We start from the raw sequence: 16408 nt of genomic DNA on the forward strand, positions 1-16408 counted from the left end.
TGGCTATGGATTACCAGTCCAGTACGCCGGAGGATGGTGGACATGACCAACACACTCTCGTGGACTCGCCGCCTCGTCCTCCTCTATGCAGGACTCGCCCTCTACGGCGCGTCGATGGCGATGATCCTGCGCGCGGGCTTGGGCAACATCCCCTGGGACGTGCTGCATCAGGGCATCGCCGAACACGTGCACCTCTCGATCGGCACGGTGTCGATCATCGTGGGCGCCGTCGTCCTGCTGATGTGGATTCCGCTGCGCCAACGCCCTGGACTCGGCACCGTCTCGAACGTTCTCGTGCTCGGCCTCGTCTTCGACCTCGTCGCACCACATCTTCCTGACAGCCCGGCACTCGTCGTCGCGATCCCGATGATGCTCGGCGGCATCGTCCTCAACGCGTTCGCGACGGTGATGTACATCGGGGCGCGATTCGGGCCCGGTCCGAGGGACGGCATGATGACCGGTCTCGTGAATCGCACCGGCTGGTCGGTCCGCCTCGTCCGAACCGGACTGGAAGTGGCGGTCGTGGCCGTCGGCTTCGCGCTGGGCGGCACACTCGGTGTGGGCACCGTCCTGTACGCACTCGGCGTCGGGCCGCTGATCCAGCTCTTCGCCCGCCTGTTGAAGGTCGGAGACGCCGTCTCGGGCCACTCCGAGCCCGCCGATCAGCGGCCCGCGGTGAACGCATAGAGCGCACAGTCAGCCGATGTCGCGGCGGCGGTAGGCCAAAGCGCCCGCCGTCGCGATGACGAGCGCGAAGAACGTCAGAAGAAGTAGGGGAAGCCAGGCCGACGCGGTCACGGGGACGGCAGGGACGTGCGTGAAAGGAGACAGCTGGCGCAGCCACGACGGCACGCCGAACATATCGCCGAGCGGACCGAGAGCGAAAGACCCGAGCACGATCGGCCAGCCGACGACGGCGAGTGTCGACCGCATCCCGTACAGCGCGGCGACGACGGCCACCACCAGGAGCACTGCGGGGGCCGACGCCGCAGCCGTGGTGAAAGCGAGCCCCGCGACGTGTGCTGCGTCGCCGCTGGACGCCCACGATCCGGCTGCGACACCGGCGGCCGCAGATCCCAGGACAGCGAGCGTCGTCACCGCGGTCCACCCTGCGTACGTGCCGTACAGCCGCAGTCGTGCGACCGGTGCCGCGAGCATCGCTTCGGCACGTCCCGCACGCTCCTCGCCTCTCATCGACACGACGATCGCAACCCCGCCACCGGCCGCCGCCACCGCGAGGAAGCCAGTCATGGCGACGACGAATCCATCGGTGATGCCGGCCGCGCCAGTAGCGGCGATGATCTTCTCCACGTAGGAGTTCCCCGCAGCGAAGTCGGCGACCTGCGACGACAGGTAGCCGACGACGAACGCGTACACGGCGGTACCGACCGCCCACGACATTGTGTGAGTCCGAACGAGTCGCCACACGATCCCCGTCGCCGACCAGCGAGCGGGCCCGTTCGCGGGGCCCGGTCTACGCACGAACAGTCCGGCGCCCAGGTCACGCCGCGAACGGACCCCGCAGGCTGCGGCGACACCGCCGGCCGCGACCGCGAGGCTGGCGGCGACCGGGAGCAGCGAATTGCCGTCGAAGGGCGTCATTCGCTCGGCCCAACCGATCGGATTGGTCCACCGCAGCCACGCGAGGTCCGGAGCCGCGTCGCCGATCCCGCGGAGGAGATAACCGCCGGCCACGATCGACGACGCCGCGATGTTCGCACTGCGGGCGCCTGCCGCCACTTCCGCGCAGATCGCGGCCACCCCGATCGCCGCCAACCCGGTGCACACGTACTGCGCGAAGACGATGGCAGTGGATGCGGCATCGCCGCCGGACGCCCCGATCACCGCGGCCATCCCGACCGACGTCGCGAGTACCGTCGCCGCGGCGACGAGGCAGCCTGTGATGAGCGGGACAAGCCTGCCGACACCCCCGGCCAGCACGAGTTCAGTCCGCCCCGCCTCCTCTTCCCGGCGCGTCTGTCGGACGACTGTCATCGCCGCGAACACGCCGAGCGCAGCGATCATGAACAGACCGGCGCGCCACGAGGTAAGGGCGGCCTGCGACGTGTCAGCGGGTAGCGGGCCGAGAAGGAACACGAACGCGGTGTTCGTCCCCGCACCCGCGCGCAGAACCGCGATCTGCTCCGGGGAGGAGTACATAGAACGAATCGACACCGCAGTCGAGACATTGATGAGCAGGAACAACACCACGGCGACCGGCGCGATCACCCGGTCACGGCGGATTCCTGCGCGCAGGAGCAGCGGCAGTCCTCTCACGGCGTCGCCCCGGGCGTCACGTCGAAGGCCTGCAGGAACAGGTCCTCGAGACTGGGCGGGGCGACTGTCAGTCCGCGCACGTCGAGCGTCCCGAGTCGGGCGAGCACCGCAGACAGGAGTGACGGATCGACGCTGAACTCGATGTGATCACCCACGACGGTCATATCGTCGACGCCGTCTACGTCGGAGAGCGCTGCCGATCCTCCCGGAATAGTCGCCGACACCCGCGACCGGCGCAGGTTCCGCAGTCGCGACAGTTCACCAGCGAGAACTGTCCGGCCGTCGCGCACGATGGTGACCGTCGAGCACATCTCCTCCACCTCCGAGAGCAGGTGCGACGACATGAGGACCGCCGTGCCATGTGCCGCGCGGTCGGCGACGGCCCGCTCGAACTCCCGGGTCATCAACGGATCCAGACCTGACGTCGGCTCGTCGAGTACCAGCAGTTCGGTATCGGTGCAGAGGGCGGCGATCAACGCCACCTTCTGCCTGTTGCCTTTCGAGTAGGCGTCCGACTTCTTCGTCGGGTCCAGTTCGAAACGGTCGATGAGTTCGGCGCGGCCCGGTGTCTGCGATCCGCGGATTCCGCGCATCGCCAGCAGCATGTCGATGCACTCGCCGCCCGTCATATGCGGCCACAACGTCACGTCACCCGGGACGTAGGCGAGACGTCTGTGGATGTCGACAGCGTCGGTGAAGGGATCCGCGCCGAACACCGTGACGTCGCCGCTGTCCCTCCGGAGCAGGCCGAGCAGCACTCTGATCGTCGTCGATTTGCCCGCACCGTTCGGCCCCAGAAAGCCTGCGACCTCGCCGGCCCGCACCGTCAGATCGAGGCCGTCGAGAGCGGTGAACGATCCGAATCTCTTGCGCAGACCGCGCGCGTCGATCACCGAGTCCGATCCGAGTCTGTCCATCCCGCGCCTCCCGCCGGCGAACTATCTGTTCTCTTCATAGTGCGCGCTTACGATGCGAATCGTTCCGAATCGGCCGACGGCTTGCACACGCTTTACACTCCTCGGTATGACCGAGAACGCTGCGATCACCATCCCCGCCGACCTTCTGCCCGCCGACGGCCGTTTCGGCTGCGGTCCGTCGAAGGTCCGTCCCGAGCAGTTGCAGTCGCTGGTCGACACCGGCGCATCGGTGTTCGGCACCAGCCACCGCCAGGCGCCCGTCAAGAACGTCGTCGGCGCGATCCGCGAAGGCCTGTCCGACCTCTTCTCCCTCCCCGAGGGCTACGAGGTGGTCCTGTCCAACGGCGGCACCACCGCGTTCTGGGACGCCGCCGCATTCGGCCTCGTCCGCGAGCGCGCCCTGAACCTCACCTACGGCGAGTTCTCGTCGAAGTTCGCCACGGTCACCAAGAAGGCGCCGTTCCTCGCCGACCCCAAGGTGATCTCCACCGATCCGGGCACCGCTCCCGACCCTGCCGCCATCACCGCGGCCGACGTCGAAGGCGTGGACCTCATCGGCTGGGCACAGAACGAGACCTCGACCGGCGTCGCAGTTCCCGTCCTGCGCCCCGAGGCTGCAGGCGACGCACTCATCGCGATCGACGCGACGTCGGGTGCGGGCGGTCTGCCCGTCGACATCAGCGCGACTGACGTCTACTACTTCGCGCCTCAGAAGTCCTTCGCGTCGGACGGCGGCCTCTGGGTCGCGATCATGAGCCCGGCCGCGCTCGCCCGCGTCGAGGAGATCAACGCGTCGGGTCGCTGGTGCCCTGAGTTCCTGTCGCTTCCGACTGCGGTCGACAACAGCTCGAAGAACCAGACGTACAACACCCCGGCTCTCGGCTCGCTGCTGCTGTTCAAGAACCAGATCGAGTGGATGAACTCGAACGGCGGCCTGGACTTCTGCACCGGCCGCACCGCGGAGTCGAGCAACATCCTCTACTCGTGGGCAGAGGCCAGTGAGTACGCATCGCCGTTCGCCGATGCAGCGCACCGCAGCCAGGTCGTCGGCACCATCGACTTCGCCGACTCGGTCGACGCCGCGGCCGTTGCGAAGACCCTCCGCGCCAACGGCGTCGTCGACACCGAGCCGTACCGCAAGCTGGGCCGCAACCAGCTGCGCATCGGCATGTTCCCGGCCATCGACCCGTCGGACGTGCAGAAGCTGACCCAGGCCATCGACTACATCGTCGAGCGCCTCTGATCCCAGGCTCCACCCGTAGTCCGACTGATGGACACGCCGCAGATCCGACGTATGCCCTCGTTCACCGAGCGCCGCGCCCTCGTTCATCGAGCGCAGTCGAGATGTTCGCCGCGTGTCCATCAGTCTTCTATCAGCACGGTGACTTACGCTGGGGAGAACATCCGTGTACGAGGGGACCGGAGGAGGGTCGCGTGCGGAAGCTCAAAGCAGATCGCGTCGAACCCGACGGTTCGGTGATCTGCGTCGATCCCGAATCGGGAGAAGAGTTCACCCTGGCCGTCGACGACACTCTCCGTGCAGCGGTCCTGCCTGCATCGGCGACGCCGACCGTTCCGGCTGTCGAAGTGAGTCCACGCGAGATCCAGGCCCGCATCCGGGCCGGTGCGACTGTCGCCGAACTCTCCACCGCCACCGGGGTGGCCGAAGACAAGATCCATCGATTCGCGCACCCGGTCCTTCTCGAGCGCATGCGCGCCGCCGAACTCGCCCGGGCCTCGCACCCGTCGGGGATCGACGGCACCAGTTCGTCGACGCTCGGCGAGCTCGTCGCGGAATGTCTCGCCCTGCGCGGCAGTGCGTCGTCGGATGCCGAGTGGGACGCATGGCGACCCGACGACGGCCGCTGGGTGGTCCAGGTGGGCTGGCCGGGAACCGGGGACGTCGAGTTCGCTCACTGGCGATTCACTCCCGGCTCACACGGCGGTGTCACCGAACCGTTGGACGACCTCGCCGTCGAACTCACCGAACCCGAATTGGCCCGTGCAGCACGACGATCTGTGATGGCCGCGGTACCGGCTCCCGCTCCGCGCCCGCAGCGCGAGGTGATGCCCGACGGGCACGAAGAGGTGACCGTCGACGCAGACCGGCTCATCGAACGACAGAGCCGCGCCGATCGCGCCGAGTCGGCCGCACCGCTGGAACTCGAGTTCGACGATTCCGTGCCGCATTCGGTTGCGGGAGAGTCGCTTCCGAAGCACCGCAGCTCCAAGCGCGCGACTCCGACAGTGCCGGCGTGGGAGGATGTCCTCCTCGGCGTCCGCAGTCATCCCGGAGAGTAGAGCAGGTGTTCGTTCACACCACCACCTTGTGGTTGGTCGCATGTCCCGATCCCGCAGAACAGTTGCGGCGCGGCGTTGTCGCCGACCCCGATCGGACCGATGAGTTCATTCGACGCGCATTCGTCGACAGTTCGCCCTCCGCGGTGGCGTTGACGGACCTGTCCGCGTTGGCGACCGCAGGCGACGACGAGGTGTTCGCCGGCCACTTCGGTGACCTGGCCGTGTTGGCCGGACGATCGCTGTCGACGACGTCGCCGGCTGAACTGACCGAGTTCGTCGCCGGACTCGCCCCGAACCGCACCGTCCTGCTTCTGTCGCTCAACCCGGAGACGTCCTCCGGGACGTTCGCCCGGTGGGAGAACGGTCGCCTGGTCCGCTCGTTCGCGGCGTCCCCGGCGACCATCCACGACGATCAGGGCCTGCCCTACCCGTTCGAGAGCGAGTTCTGGGCGGGTGATCGACCCCTCCAGTACCTCCCCGACGCCGAACCCGACCCGCTGGATCTGCCGTTCCATCCCGCAGAGCTCGCCGAGGAGGCGAACCGGCGGTGGCTCGGATTCCGGTTCACACCGCCGTCCGGTGTCGACGACACCGCGCTCGATCGGATCTCGGTCTACGCGTACACCATCCGGCCGTCCGGGGCCGACTGGTCGCCTGCCTCGCAAACCCCCGCGCGTGAGCCCGCCGTCGTCGAGAGTCCGGCTGACGTGGAGGTGACGATGCCGATCAAGCGAGTGGACGACACCGCGCCGGCCTCACCCACACCCGGTCCGATCTCCCGGTACTTCGGCTTCCGCGGTCGGCTGTGAGCTACTGGCTGAGAGCCTCGTAGAAGGCGACTGCGGCCGCCGTCGCGACGTTCAGCGAATCGGTTCCCCGACTCATCGGGATATGGGCTCGCACATCGCACGAACGCATCGTGTGCTCCTTCAGACCTGGACCCTCTGCGCCCACGAGGAAGGCGAGTTTCCTCTCGACGTCGCTCGAGGAGCAGGAGGAGTCGCTCGAGACGCTCGAGGGATCGCTCGGGCCGGTCACGGCGTCACGAAGCGGCACGCTCCCCTCCCCCGGCGTCAGCGCGATGGTGCGGAAGCCGTTCTCGCGCAGGAGTTCCAGGTCGCCCGGCCAGTTGTCCGACTTCGCGAACGGCACCAGCAGCGCGTGACCCATCGAGACACGCACGCAGCGTCGGTACAGCGGATCCGCGCATCCCGCACCGAAGATCACGGCGTCCACCTCCAGTCCCGCGGCGTTCCGGAAGATGCTGCCGATGTTCTCGTGATCGTTGACGCCTTCGAGGACGGCTATCGTGCGCGCCGATTCGATCACCTCGGACACCGAGAGCGCCTCCGGCCTGCGTGCCGCCGCGAGCACACCCCGATTGAGGTGGAAACCGATCACCTCGGCCATCACCTCGGCGCTCGCACGGTAGAACGGAACTCCGCCCGGCTGCTCGACGACGTCGTCGGAGAGTTCCGCCAGGCGTCGATCCACGCCGAAGAAGGCGTGCGGTGCGAACCGCGACGCGATCATCCGCTGCGCCACCAGCACGCCCTCGGCGATGACCAGAGCCTTTCCGACCCGTCCTCCAGGCAAGGCCGGGAGGTCGGGACGGCGGTCGACTGAGTTCAGGTCGCGGAAGTCGTCGACTCGCGCGTCGAGCGGGTCGGTGATGTCGATGACCTCGATGGCTGCACGGGTGCTCACGTCTATACGGTGGCACATGCGGACGCCTGCAGAGAAAATGACAGAGTAGTGATGTGACTTCGCTGACGATGTCCCCCGCGACCGAAGCCGACTGGCCCGAGATCATCGGAGCGGACGCCAGAGCTTTTGTGCTTCCCGCTCCGCTTCCGACCGACGAGATCGCCGAGTTCCGCGCCAAGTTCCCTGACGACGCGACATTCGTCGTCCGGGACGACGGCCGGATCGTCGGGTTCTCCATGTACTTCGTCCTGCCGATGACGCTTCCGGGCGGTGAGGTCGTCCCGACCGCGGGCCTCTCCTGGGTCGCCGTCGCAGCCACGCACCGCAGGCGAGGCCTGCTTCGCAGGATGATCGACGCGCAGTTCGCCACATGGCGCGCAGCCGATCTGAGCGTCGCGATTCTCACCGCCTCCGAGGGCACCATCTACGAGCGCTTCGGCTTCGGTCCAGCCGTCTTCGCGCACCAGGCACGCATCGATCCGTCCGCAGTCGTGTTCCGCCGCCAGGCCCCTGAGGACTCGCGAGTCCGCTACGGGACGCCCGACGAGATCGCCACGCGCGCTCCCGAGATCCACGCCCGATGGGCCGCACAGCATCCCGGGGCCATCGGACGCCCGGACACCTGGTGGCCGTCGATCTTCGCCGATCGCACGTTCCGCCGGAACTCCCAGACCTCTGGGCTGCACTATCTTCTGCACGCCGACGGTTACGCCTCCTACCGCACCGATGCTCGCAACCATTCGGCCACTGTCGAGGACTTCGTCGCGGTCACCACTCAGGCGCATGACGATCTCTGGCGAGTCCTGACCGGACTCGACCTGATCACCTCGATCGACGCCGCGATCCCGGTGGACGACACCCTCGGGCACCTCCTGACGGATTCACGTGCCGTCTCGGTGACGGGCCGCCCCGACACTCTCTGGGTGTCGATCCTCGACGTCGTCGACGCGTTGAGTCGTCGCTCGTACGGCGTCGACGGCTCGATCGTCCTCGACGTCGCCGACACCTACTCCGATCGTGCCGGCCGCTATGCGGTCGTCGTGGTCGGCGGTCGCGCGACGGTCTCGCGCACTGATCAGGCCGCCGATGCCGTACTCGACATCGCGACGTTGTCGAGCATCTACCTCGGCGGAATCTCGGCCCGGGAGCTCGCCCTGGCAGGGCGAATCGACACGACCGAAGAGCACCTCGACGTCCTGGCGCGCATGTTCGACGTACCGCGAGCTCCCTTCGCGGGCACCTTCTTCTGAACCCGCGTTCGCCCGTTACGGCTCAGCGGGGGCAGACCCATTGAAGGTCTACCCCCGCTGAGCGGTAACGGTTGAACGACGCTGCGTCAGTTGATCAAATTCTCGATCGGTCCGCGGGCGAAGTACACGAGGAACAGGATCGCGACAGCCCACAGGAGCGGATGCACCTGGCGAATCTTGCCGCGGGCCGACTGCATGACGACCCACGCGATGAAGCCGACTCCGAGACCGTTCGCGATCGAGTACGTGAACGGCATGACGACGATCGTCAGGAACGCGGGAAGCGCGTAGTCGAATCGACTGAAGTCGATCTCCTTGATCTGCGCCATCATCAGCGCGCCGACCACGATCAGGGCCGGCGCGACCGCCTCCATCGGGACGATCTTGTACAGCGGTGTGAAGAACATCGCGGCCAGGAACAGCACGCCGGTCACGACGTTCGCCAGACCTGTGCGCGCGCCTTCGGCGATACCCGACGACGACTCGACGAACACCGTGTTCGACGACGACGATGCGACGCCGCCGGCGACGGCGCCGACACCTTCGACCGCCAGCGCCTTGCCGATGCCCGGCAGGTTTCCGTCTTTGTCGGTGAGGCCGGCTTCCTTGCCGAGGCCGGTCATGGTGCCCATTGCGTCGAAGAAGTTCGACAGCACGAGGCTGAACACGAAGACGCAGGCGATCAGAATGCTGACGTGCTCGAACGCACCGGTGAAGGCGCCGAACAGATCGACGTCACCGACGAGCGACAGGTCGGGGACCCCACCGACCCCGTCGGGAAGCTTCGGAACGTTCATCGACCATCCGCCCTGTTCACCCGACTTCAGGTCCAGGACGGCTTCGACGATGATCGACACGATGGTCATCACGATGATGCCCAGCAGCAGACCGCCCGGAACCTTGCGGACGACAAGGACACCCATCAGCAGCACACCGATGCAGAACAGCAGAGTCGGGACAGTGGCGATCGAGCCGTCCACGCCGAGGCTGACCGGCGGTCCGTGCTCGGGGCCGTGAGTGACGAAGCCCGCGTTGGCGAGGCCGACGAGCGCGATGAACGCGCCGATGCCCGCCGCGATCGCAGCCTTCAGTTCGTTGGGGACCGCGTTGAACACCGCGGTCCGGACTCCGGTGAAACCGAGGATCACGATGATGATGCCGTCGATCACCACCAGACCCATCGCCGCAGGCCAGCTCATCTGCGGGGCGATCGTCACGGCCAGGAGGCTGTTGATGCCCAGACCGGCGGCGAAGGCGAACGGGAAGTTCGCGATCAACCCGAAGAGCAGCGACATGACACCCGCTACGAGCGCCGTCACTGCGGTCACCTGGGTGGGGTCGAGGAAGTTTCCGGCAGCGTCGGTGTTGTGCTCACCACCGATGATGATCGGGTTCAGGACGACGATGTACGCCATCGCGAAGAACGTGACGAGACCGCCGCGCACCTCCCTGGCGATCGTGGACCCTCGTTCGGAGATCTTGAAATAGCGGTCCAGCACACCACCGGCAGGCTTTCCAGCGGCATCGGTCATCAGTTCACCCTTCACGTAACGGATGCAGGAACGTCGGTGCGCCAACTGCGCACCACTGGTGAAAAGCTACCCTGTGAGCATGGCCGATGAGACACCGATCCCCGAGCTTCCCGCGCGACTCCGCGCACCAGAGCCGGTGATCGTCGTCGGCATGGTGGTGTGGCTCGTCGCCACAGTCGTGGTCTGGCTGACGGATCTGGGCGGTGACCGCGCGCTCACCGTGTGTCTGGTCGGCTTGGTCGTCGGCGTCGCGGGCACGCTACTGGTCTTCGCGCAGAAGGCCGCGGTACGTCGCGGTTCGACGAGCGCTCAGGAAGGTCTCGACTAGGGCGTGTCTCCGAATTTGCTTCGCTCGGGATCGGCGAATTAGGAGACACGCCCTAACTCGAGAGGCTCGCCATGCGTGCGGCCCGCTCGGTCGCGGCCGCACGGGCCGCTGCTCGTGCCGCTTGTCTCCGCTTGGAGCCCTGGACGTGCACGGCGACCCACACCGTGACCCAGATCAGGCCGAACAGCCAGCCGAACATGATGTCGCTGAACCAGTGGACGCCGAGGTAGACGCGACTGAACCCGACGCCGACAACAAGCAGTGGCGCGGCCAGCAGCCACCACGCATGACGTCGCACGCGCGGGTACACGCGATGCAGGATGACGGCCCCGAGACCGTAGACGATCATCGACATCATGGCGTGCCCGGACGGGAACGATGCGCCCCCGATGTCGATGAGCCGGTCTGCGACCGGCGGTCGATCACGCGAGAAGATCAGTTTGAGCAGCACCATCAGCCCGTAGCCGGTCAGTGATGCGACAACGATGAGCACGGCGAAATCGATCCGTCCGGCGAGCCACGACAGCACCACGACACCGATGACGACCAGCGACAGCGTCAGTGTGTCACCCCACACGGTGATGAACTGCATGAGCGACGTCCAGGGTTCGTGACGGCCGGACACCACCGCGTCTGTCACGCGGTGGTCAACGCTGAACGGAGCCATCACGCGTCCAACCTACCGAGTGTGTGGTTCCGGCGTCGTCCACCCACTGCTCGACGGCGACATGGCGCTCCTCACCGTCGAGGTCGACGGCGACGATCAGCCGGTCGTGGACGACGATCGGTCCTCGCGACTCTCGGCCGCCGACAGCGGTGATCCAGACGGCCTCGGCGGAGTCGGCGTCCACGATCCGCCCCTGCCCGACCGGGACAGCGCGACACAGGCTGCTCGCGAGATCGGCGTCGAGGAGGTCACCGAGGATCTGCGCATCGGACTCGGACACCAACGGTCCCGGGAGCACGGACCGGTCCGCGGGAACCACCGCGGTCCACCACGGTTGATCGATCACCACGGGCCGATCGGTGACCGATCCGTCGAGGGTTCGAACTCCGTCAGGCGGCTCGAGACGACGAGGCTCCACGCGGCCGTCACGAACGGCGGCGACCAGTGCCGCGTGCGCCCGCGCGGCGACCCCCGCGCTGATCTGACGCTCAGGGTCCGCGAGGGCGTCGATCCAGTCCTGTGCGTCGTCGGAATCGTCAGGGCCGTCGCCCACCAGCAGCGACGGGTACCTGTCCGAGTCCGGAGCCACATCGAAGACGCCGGCGAAGCGCAGGTCGTCGACGCTCCGGAGCCTGCGAAGCGGAACGCCGTCGATCTCGGCGTATCGCCGAAGCCACCACCGGGTGTAGCCGCTGTGCACCAGCTGAGACGTGGACGGGTCGTCCGCGAGGAGCGCCAGCGCGTCGGTCCATCGCCCGGGATCGACGAGGTCGAGGTCGCGGACCGCGTCGAGACGTTCCGGGGGAACCTCGAACTCGTCCCACCACTGCTCTTCGTCGGGCAGATCGTGGTCCGGGCCGGTCGGCAGGTCGTCGTGGACGGTCCCGAAACCCCACCCCACTCCGAGCGCGCGCAGCGGGGCCCGTCCATATCGTTCGACGACGTCGGCGGCGACCACCCCGAAGGGTGAGTCGTCACCGAGCAGGTCTGCGATCGGGGCGTCGGGCAGCAGCAGTTCGTCTGCCGGCCAGTCGTCCCCGTCGACTGCCTTGATCTCGATCCGCCCCAGACCGGGCTGCTGCTCCGCTATTCCTCCGGCGCTCAGCAGACGCAGAACAGAGTCGGCGAGCTCGGCGTGGTCGTCGGCGGAATCGATCGCGGCCGCAAGGGCTGGATCGGCGAGAACGTCGGCGATCGAGCAGTGCTCGAGCCCGAGCCGATCGAGAAGCGGGTCGTACGCGTCCGGATGGACTATCGCCATCCAGTCGGGGGCGGCGTCGTCGGATCCGAGGCCGTCGACCACCACCAGGCCACGCGCCCCGATGTGAGTGCGCCCGTCGATGCGCGGGACGGGCAGCGCGCCGAGTTCTTCCCGCTCGTCACCGGTGTGGACGCGGTCTGCGAGTGCGGCGTACAGAGTCGCCCACCAGGCGGGTTCGCGCACCGTGGAGCCGAGCAGGTCGGCGATGTCCGCGAGTCCTAGTTCACGAGCGCCGAGCCGAACGAGCGCCACCGCGCTGACCCGGTCGGACACGTCGGGATGCGCCAGCGGCGCCATCACTTCGCCGAGCACCTCGGCCAACCTGTCCGACAATCCGGTGAGCACCCACGTGCGTTCGGGTGCCAACGCGTCACCGCCGATGGCGGGGACCCATCGGGCGTCGGCGAGGTCGGACAGGATCGCCGAGCGCAACTCGGCGTCGACCCGCCCGGAGCCCACCGTCGGGCGCGGCACCAGAAGGTGTTTGTCGCGATCCGGCGCGAGCGCGACGAGGTCTGCGTACCCGCGTGCCGCGGCCGCCACGTCGGCGTCCGGGTGTACGTCCCGCCGATCCGGAGTCAACGGAAGATCTGTGATGACACGCGCAGGCAGGGCCAGTTCGACGGCGGTGGGTGTCGGACTGCGGAGTACCTCGTCACGGCACGGCACCACGGCCCCGTCCACGATGCGCACCATCCACGACGTCCCGTCGACCCGTGCGGTGAGCCAACGCTGCAACTCGGCGCCGTCGCGGGCGATGACGACGTGGTCGCCCTCGACGGTGCGGGTGAAGACCGTGTCGTCGAACTCGATGCGCGACAGCGCCTGGAGTTCGAGCAGCAGGTCGGGCACGTGCGCGGCGAAACCCTCGAACAGTGCCGTTGCGTCGTCTCCGACGTCGATCGACACCTCGGTGCTGAATCCGGGAGGAGGTTCGGCGGCGGACGGCCACGCGAGACGTTGCGACGGAGCATCCTGTGATCCGGTCGCGGAGACGGTCCGCGCCCGACTGAACTCGATCGACCCGGTGGTGGACGCGACAGTCACCGAGGCGGCGAATGCCGTCGCCCGGAACCCGACGCCGAACCGTCCGACGGTGGTCACAGTCGCCGCGTGCGATTTGGGTGACACGCGCAGTGCCGTCAACGACTCGACACCGTCACGCGTCAACGGAGTACCGGTGTTCGCGAATCGCAGCACGTCGCCGTCACGGCGGATCCACAACACGCCGTCGTCCCCTGCGGCGTCGGCGGCATTCGCGGCGAGCTCGGTCAGGAGTCGGCCGCGATACCCGATGTCGGCGAGTTCCGTCTCAGCTGCCGCGTCCTCTGCCATGCGAGTCGGTGACGACCGCCATGCGCGCAGCGTGGCGTCACGCAGTGCTGCCGTCCCGAACGGATCGGCAGTGGATCGATCAGGCGTCGGCGGCACCGGATACGGCCTGCGCGACGATCTCGATCGCGCCGTCGTCGAACGCGTCGTAGGCCGGGCTGCCCGCGCCGGACGGTTCAGTCACGTCCGAGTGCGCGCCGCATCCATACTCGACGGACACCGCTCGTCCGTCCGCGGCGAACTCGTTGGCGCAGACACCGAACCCGGAGTGCAGCGCGCCTGCGATCGGCAAGTAGAAGCCGCAGGTGCCGCACGAGTGGCGTGCGTTTCGGGCCATCGCGGACGCCGGGCCGTACTCGCCGTCGAACCAGCGCTGCGCGGCGTCGGTACGTCCCTCGAACGACAGCAGTCGTCTGCGGCCGAGGCCGATCTCTGCGTCGACCTGGCCGATCTCGTCGGCGTCGATGAGGCTGACGTCCTCGGTGTCGATCTGGCCGGGCACCAGCCGTGGATCGTCGGCGGGCGCGGCGAGTTGATCGCCTGGTCCGAGGTCCCCTGGCGCGATGCGCTCCACCCACGGCACCCAGTCAGGGGCCAGGAGCGCTCCCCCGCCGGGAAGCAGTGCGACTTCGCTGACTGTGACCTCGGACGAGTCGGGTGCACCCGCCACGACCACGCACCACTGCCACCCGCGGTAACCGGGCAGTTCGGCGTCGAAGTAGTGCGTCGCGGCGTAATCGCCCTCGGCTCGGGCGCCTGTGTGTGCGCCCGGCTGCTCACCTTCGGCGACGAGCGCGGCACGCGCGACGTCGACCGCATCGACGAGTCGAGGAGCTTCGAATGCAACAGTCACCCGTCCAGTGTGCAATAGTCGGGCCCGCCGACGCACGTCAGGGGAATGGGTTCCCACCGTTGTCGGGCCGATGAGGAACAATCAATGGTGTGAACACCCGTGGATCTCGTGACGACCGTGGGGCGGCCGGTCGCCAGAATCCCCCGCCCGGCGGTCCCCAGCCCGGCGGCGCCCGCCGGGGGAACCCGATGCCGCAGGACCCGCAGGCTCGGCGTCCTCGCCGCCCCGCGCCGCACCCCGGTCAGGCCAACTACCCGGCCGACGCACCGCGGCGGTCTCCTCGCGTCCCCACTCAGCGGTTCGATGCGCCGGAATCCCATCACGGGCGTCCCGCGAGCAATGGATATCTGCCGCCGCGCACCCACAATCCGCACCTTCCGCCGCTCCCGCCGCAGTCGGATCCGCTCGACGAGCAGACCGCGGCGTTCGATCGAGACGGGGCGAGCCGACGCAAGGACGCCGAGTACGTTCCGCCGCAGAAGGTCACCGTCGTCCGTGTGATGGCTCGTCGGTCGAAGTACTTCACCGAGCGCGGCGCACAGATGGTGCATCGTGCGGCGACCGCCGACGGCGCCGACCGATCCGGCCTCACCGCGCTCACCCTGCCGGTGATCGCGAACACCGCTGTCGACGCGGCGATGGCGATCGCATTGGCGAACACCCTGTTCTTCGCTGCGGCGACCGGTGAGTCGAAGGTGAGCGTCGGACTGTATCTGGCGATCACGATCGCACCGTTCGCGCTGATCGCGCCCCTCATCGGGCCTGTCTTGGACAGGCTTCAGCATGGTCGACGCATTGCCATGGCGACGACGTTCGGACTGCGCGTGGTCCTCGGCCTGCTGATCATCGTGAACTCGTCGTGGGATTCGGACAAGATGCAGCTCGAGTACAAGCCGTGGGTCTTGTACCCGGCGGCGCTCGGCCTCATGGTGCTGTCGAAATCGTTCGGCGTCCTCAAATCCGCCGTTGCGCCCCGCGTGCTTCCGCCGAGCATCGACCTGGTGCGCGTCAACTCGCGACTCACCACGTTCGGCCTGGTCGCGGGAACGATGGTCGGCGGCGCGATCGCCGGAATCCTCGAGCTCCTGCTGGCCAAGGCGTTGCCGTTCCATGTTCCCGGCGCCATGGTCTGGCTGTGTCTGGTCGCCGCCGCGGGCGCGTACTTCTGCATGAAGATCCCGGCATGGGTGGAGTCGACGGAGGGCGAGGTCCCGACAACGATCACCTACCGCGGCAATCCGAATGCCGAGGACACCGCGCCCCAGCCCAAGGGCGGCAGCTTCTCCCGCGAACTGGCCGCCAAGATGCGCCAACCGCTGGGTCGGACCGTGGTCACCGGACTCTGGGGCAACGGCACCATCCGCATTCTGACCGGGTTCTTGACGCTGTACATCGCTTTCTACGCAAAGGCCCAGCCCACCACGTCGGGTTGGCAGCAGATGCTGATGCTCGGCGCCGTCGGCGCGGCAGCGGGTGTCGGCAACTTCCTCGGCAACGGCCTCGGCACGCGCCTCGAACTGAAGCATCCGACGAAGATCGTGCTGCTCGCCACCGGAGCGACCTTCGTCGCGTGTGTTCTCGCTGCGATCTTCGGCTCGCTCGTGTTCGTGGTGGTGGCCGGTTTCATCGGTTCCGCGACCAGTGCGATCGCGAAGGTCTGCATGGACTCGGCGATCCAGGACGATCTCCCCGAAGAGTCTCGCGCATCGGCGTTCGGCCGCTCTGAGACCGTCCTGCAGCTGTGCTGGGTGATCGGCGCGAGCCTCGGCGTGGTCTTGCCGACGACTCTCTCGATCGGTTTCACAGTCGTCGCGGTTCTCGTCGGAATCGGCTTCGTGCAAACGGTGCTGACCAGTCGAGGTGCGACGATGGTTCCCGGTTTCGGCGGCCGCAGGCCCGATCACGCCGCCCCCACGGTTCCGTTCCAGGCGCAGCCGCCGACCGGACCGAGCGGCGCACCGACACGCCGAACCGCCCGCTGAC

14 protein-coding genes are annotated in these 16408 nt (G+C 67.8%); 7 read left to right on the top strand and 7 right to left on the bottom strand.

Going from position 1 to position 16408, the window contains the following annotated elements:
• Positions 1-42: 42 nt before the first annotated feature.
• A complete protein-coding gene (gene yczE / locus WFK36_RS17935) occupies positions 43-687 on the top strand; it encodes a membrane protein YczE (RefSeq protein ID WP_336793322.1) in 645 nt (214 codons plus the stop codon).
• 9 nt (positions 688-696) lie between these two features.
• Here yczE and WFK36_RS17940 read toward each other — a convergent pair whose 3' ends face one another.
• Positions 697-2277 carry an ABC transporter permease gene (locus WFK36_RS17940; protein WP_336793323.1) on the bottom strand — a complete coding sequence of 527 codons (1581 nt, stop codon included), beginning with the start codon at positions 2275-2277 and terminating at the stop codon, positions 697-699.
• On the bottom strand, positions 2274-3194 hold the full coding sequence (locus WFK36_RS17945) for an ABC transporter ATP-binding protein (protein ID WP_336793324.1): 921 nt from the start codon (positions 3192-3194) through the stop codon (positions 2274-2276). The genes WFK36_RS17940 and WFK36_RS17945 overlap by 4 nt, the downstream gene beginning before the upstream one ends.
• Positions 3195-3300: 106 nt before the next feature.
• Here WFK36_RS17945 and serC point away from each other — a divergent pair, with 106 nt between their 5' ends.
• The 3 genes from serC (at position 3301) to WFK36_RS17960 (ending at position 6304) form a co-directional block, all read left to right on the top strand.
• Positions 3301-4437: a phosphoserine transaminase gene (serC, locus tag WFK36_RS17950; protein ID WP_336793325.1), complete on the top strand. Its 1137-nt coding sequence runs from the start codon at positions 3301-3303 to the stop codon at positions 4435-4437.
• Positions 4438-4628: 191 nt separating this feature from the next.
• Positions 4629-5495 carry a septation protein SepH gene (sepH, locus tag WFK36_RS17955; RefSeq protein ID WP_008381210.1) on the top strand — a complete coding sequence of 289 codons (867 nt, stop codon included), beginning with the start codon at positions 4629-4631 and terminating at the stop codon, positions 5493-5495.
• 5 nt (positions 5496-5500) lie between these two features.
• A complete protein-coding gene (locus tag WFK36_RS17960) occupies positions 5501-6304 on the top strand; it encodes a DUF6928 family protein (RefSeq protein WP_336793327.1) in 804 nt (267 codons plus the stop codon).
• Position 6305: 1 nt separating this feature from the next.
• Here the strand turns inward: WFK36_RS17960 and WFK36_RS17965 are convergent, their stop codons facing one another.
• Complete coding sequence (locus WFK36_RS17965) at positions 6306-7220, bottom strand: TrmH family RNA methyltransferase (protein ID WP_336793328.1); 915 nt, start codon at positions 7218-7220, stop codon at positions 6306-6308.
• 35 nt (positions 7221-7255) lie between these two features.
• On the opposite strand from WFK36_RS17965, the gene WFK36_RS17970 reads away from it, so the two are divergent.
• On the top strand, positions 7256-8452 hold the full coding sequence (locus WFK36_RS17970; protein ID WP_336793329.1) for a GNAT family N-acetyltransferase: 1197 nt from the start codon (positions 7256-7258) through the stop codon (positions 8450-8452).
• Positions 8453-8538: 86 nt separating this feature from the next.
• Here WFK36_RS17970 and WFK36_RS17975 read toward each other — a convergent pair whose 3' ends face one another.
• Complete coding sequence (locus WFK36_RS17975; protein WP_008381202.1) at positions 8539-9984, bottom strand: NCS2 family permease; 1446 nt, start codon at positions 9982-9984, stop codon at positions 8539-8541.
• A 79-nt stretch (positions 9985-10063) separates the two neighbouring features.
• Here WFK36_RS17975 and WFK36_RS17980 point away from each other — a divergent pair, with 79 nt between their 5' ends.
• The gene (locus tag WFK36_RS17980) at positions 10064-10312 is read left to right on the top strand and encodes a DUF2530 domain-containing protein (RefSeq protein WP_008381200.1); all 249 of its coding nucleotides are present in this window, start codon (positions 10064-10066) and stop codon (positions 10310-10312) included.
• Between the two features lie 52 nt (positions 10313-10364).
• Here WFK36_RS17980 and WFK36_RS17985 read toward each other — a convergent pair whose 3' ends face one another.
• The 3 genes from WFK36_RS17985 to WFK36_RS17995 are packed head-to-tail and all read right to left on the bottom strand — an operon-like array spanning position 10365 to position 14425.
• Positions 10365-10979 (bottom strand): phosphatase PAP2 family protein, encoded by a 615-nt coding sequence (locus WFK36_RS17985; RefSeq protein WP_008381198.1) that lies wholly within the window; start codon positions 10977-10979, stop codon positions 10365-10367.
• A complete protein-coding gene (locus WFK36_RS17990) occupies positions 10960-13671 on the bottom strand; it encodes a sacsin N-terminal ATP-binding-like domain-containing protein (protein WP_336793331.1) in 2712 nt (903 codons plus the stop codon). The genes WFK36_RS17985 and WFK36_RS17990 overlap by 20 nt, the downstream gene beginning before the upstream one ends.
• Positions 13655-14425 carry a DUF3027 domain-containing protein gene (locus WFK36_RS17995; RefSeq protein WP_336793332.1) on the bottom strand — a complete coding sequence of 257 codons (771 nt, stop codon included), beginning with the start codon at positions 14423-14425 and terminating at the stop codon, positions 13655-13657. The genes WFK36_RS17990 and WFK36_RS17995 overlap by 17 nt, the downstream gene beginning before the upstream one ends.
• A 188-nt stretch (positions 14426-14613) precedes the next feature.
• On the opposite strand from WFK36_RS17995, the gene WFK36_RS18000 reads away from it, so the two are divergent.
• Positions 14614-16407, top strand: coding sequence for an MFS transporter (locus WFK36_RS18000; RefSeq protein WP_336793494.1), 1794 nt, complete (start codon positions 14614-14616; stop codon positions 16405-16407).
• The last annotated feature ends 1 nt before the right edge of the window (position 16408 follow it).

The sequence above is a fragment of the Gordonia malaquae genome, from assembly GCF_037148075.1.
GTDB lineage: Bacteria > Actinomycetota > Actinomycetes > Mycobacteriales > Mycobacteriaceae > Gordonia > Gordonia malaquae.

Coding starts and splice junctions, on each gene's coding strand:
- serC (WP_336793325.1), top strand. CDS start 3,301: ATGACCGAGAACGCTGCGATCACCATCCCCGCCGACCTTCTGCCCGCC.
- WFK36_RS17980 (WP_008381200.1), top strand. CDS start 10,064: ATGGCCGATGAGACACCGATCCCCGAGCTTCCCGCGCGACTCCGCGCA.
- WFK36_RS17985 (WP_008381198.1), bottom strand. CDS start 10,979: ATGGCTCCGTTCAGCGTTGACCACCGCGTGACAGACGCGGTGGTGTCC.
- WFK36_RS17945 (WP_336793324.1), bottom strand. CDS start 3,194: ATGGACAGACTCGGATCGGACTCGGTGATCGACGCGCGCGGTCTGCGC.
- WFK36_RS18000 (WP_336793494.1), top strand. CDS start 14,614: ATGCCGCAGGACCCGCAGGCTCGGCGTCCTCGCCGCCCCGCGCCGCAC.
- WFK36_RS17965 (WP_336793328.1), bottom strand. CDS start 7,220: ATGTGCCACCGTATAGACGTGAGCACCCGTGCAGCCATCGAGGTCATC.
- yczE (WP_336793322.1), top strand. CDS start 43: ATGACCAACACACTCTCGTGGACTCGCCGCCTCGTCCTCCTCTATGCA.
- WFK36_RS17975 (WP_008381202.1), bottom strand. CDS start 9,984: ATGACCGATGCCGCTGGAAAGCCTGCCGGTGGTGTGCTGGACCGCTAT.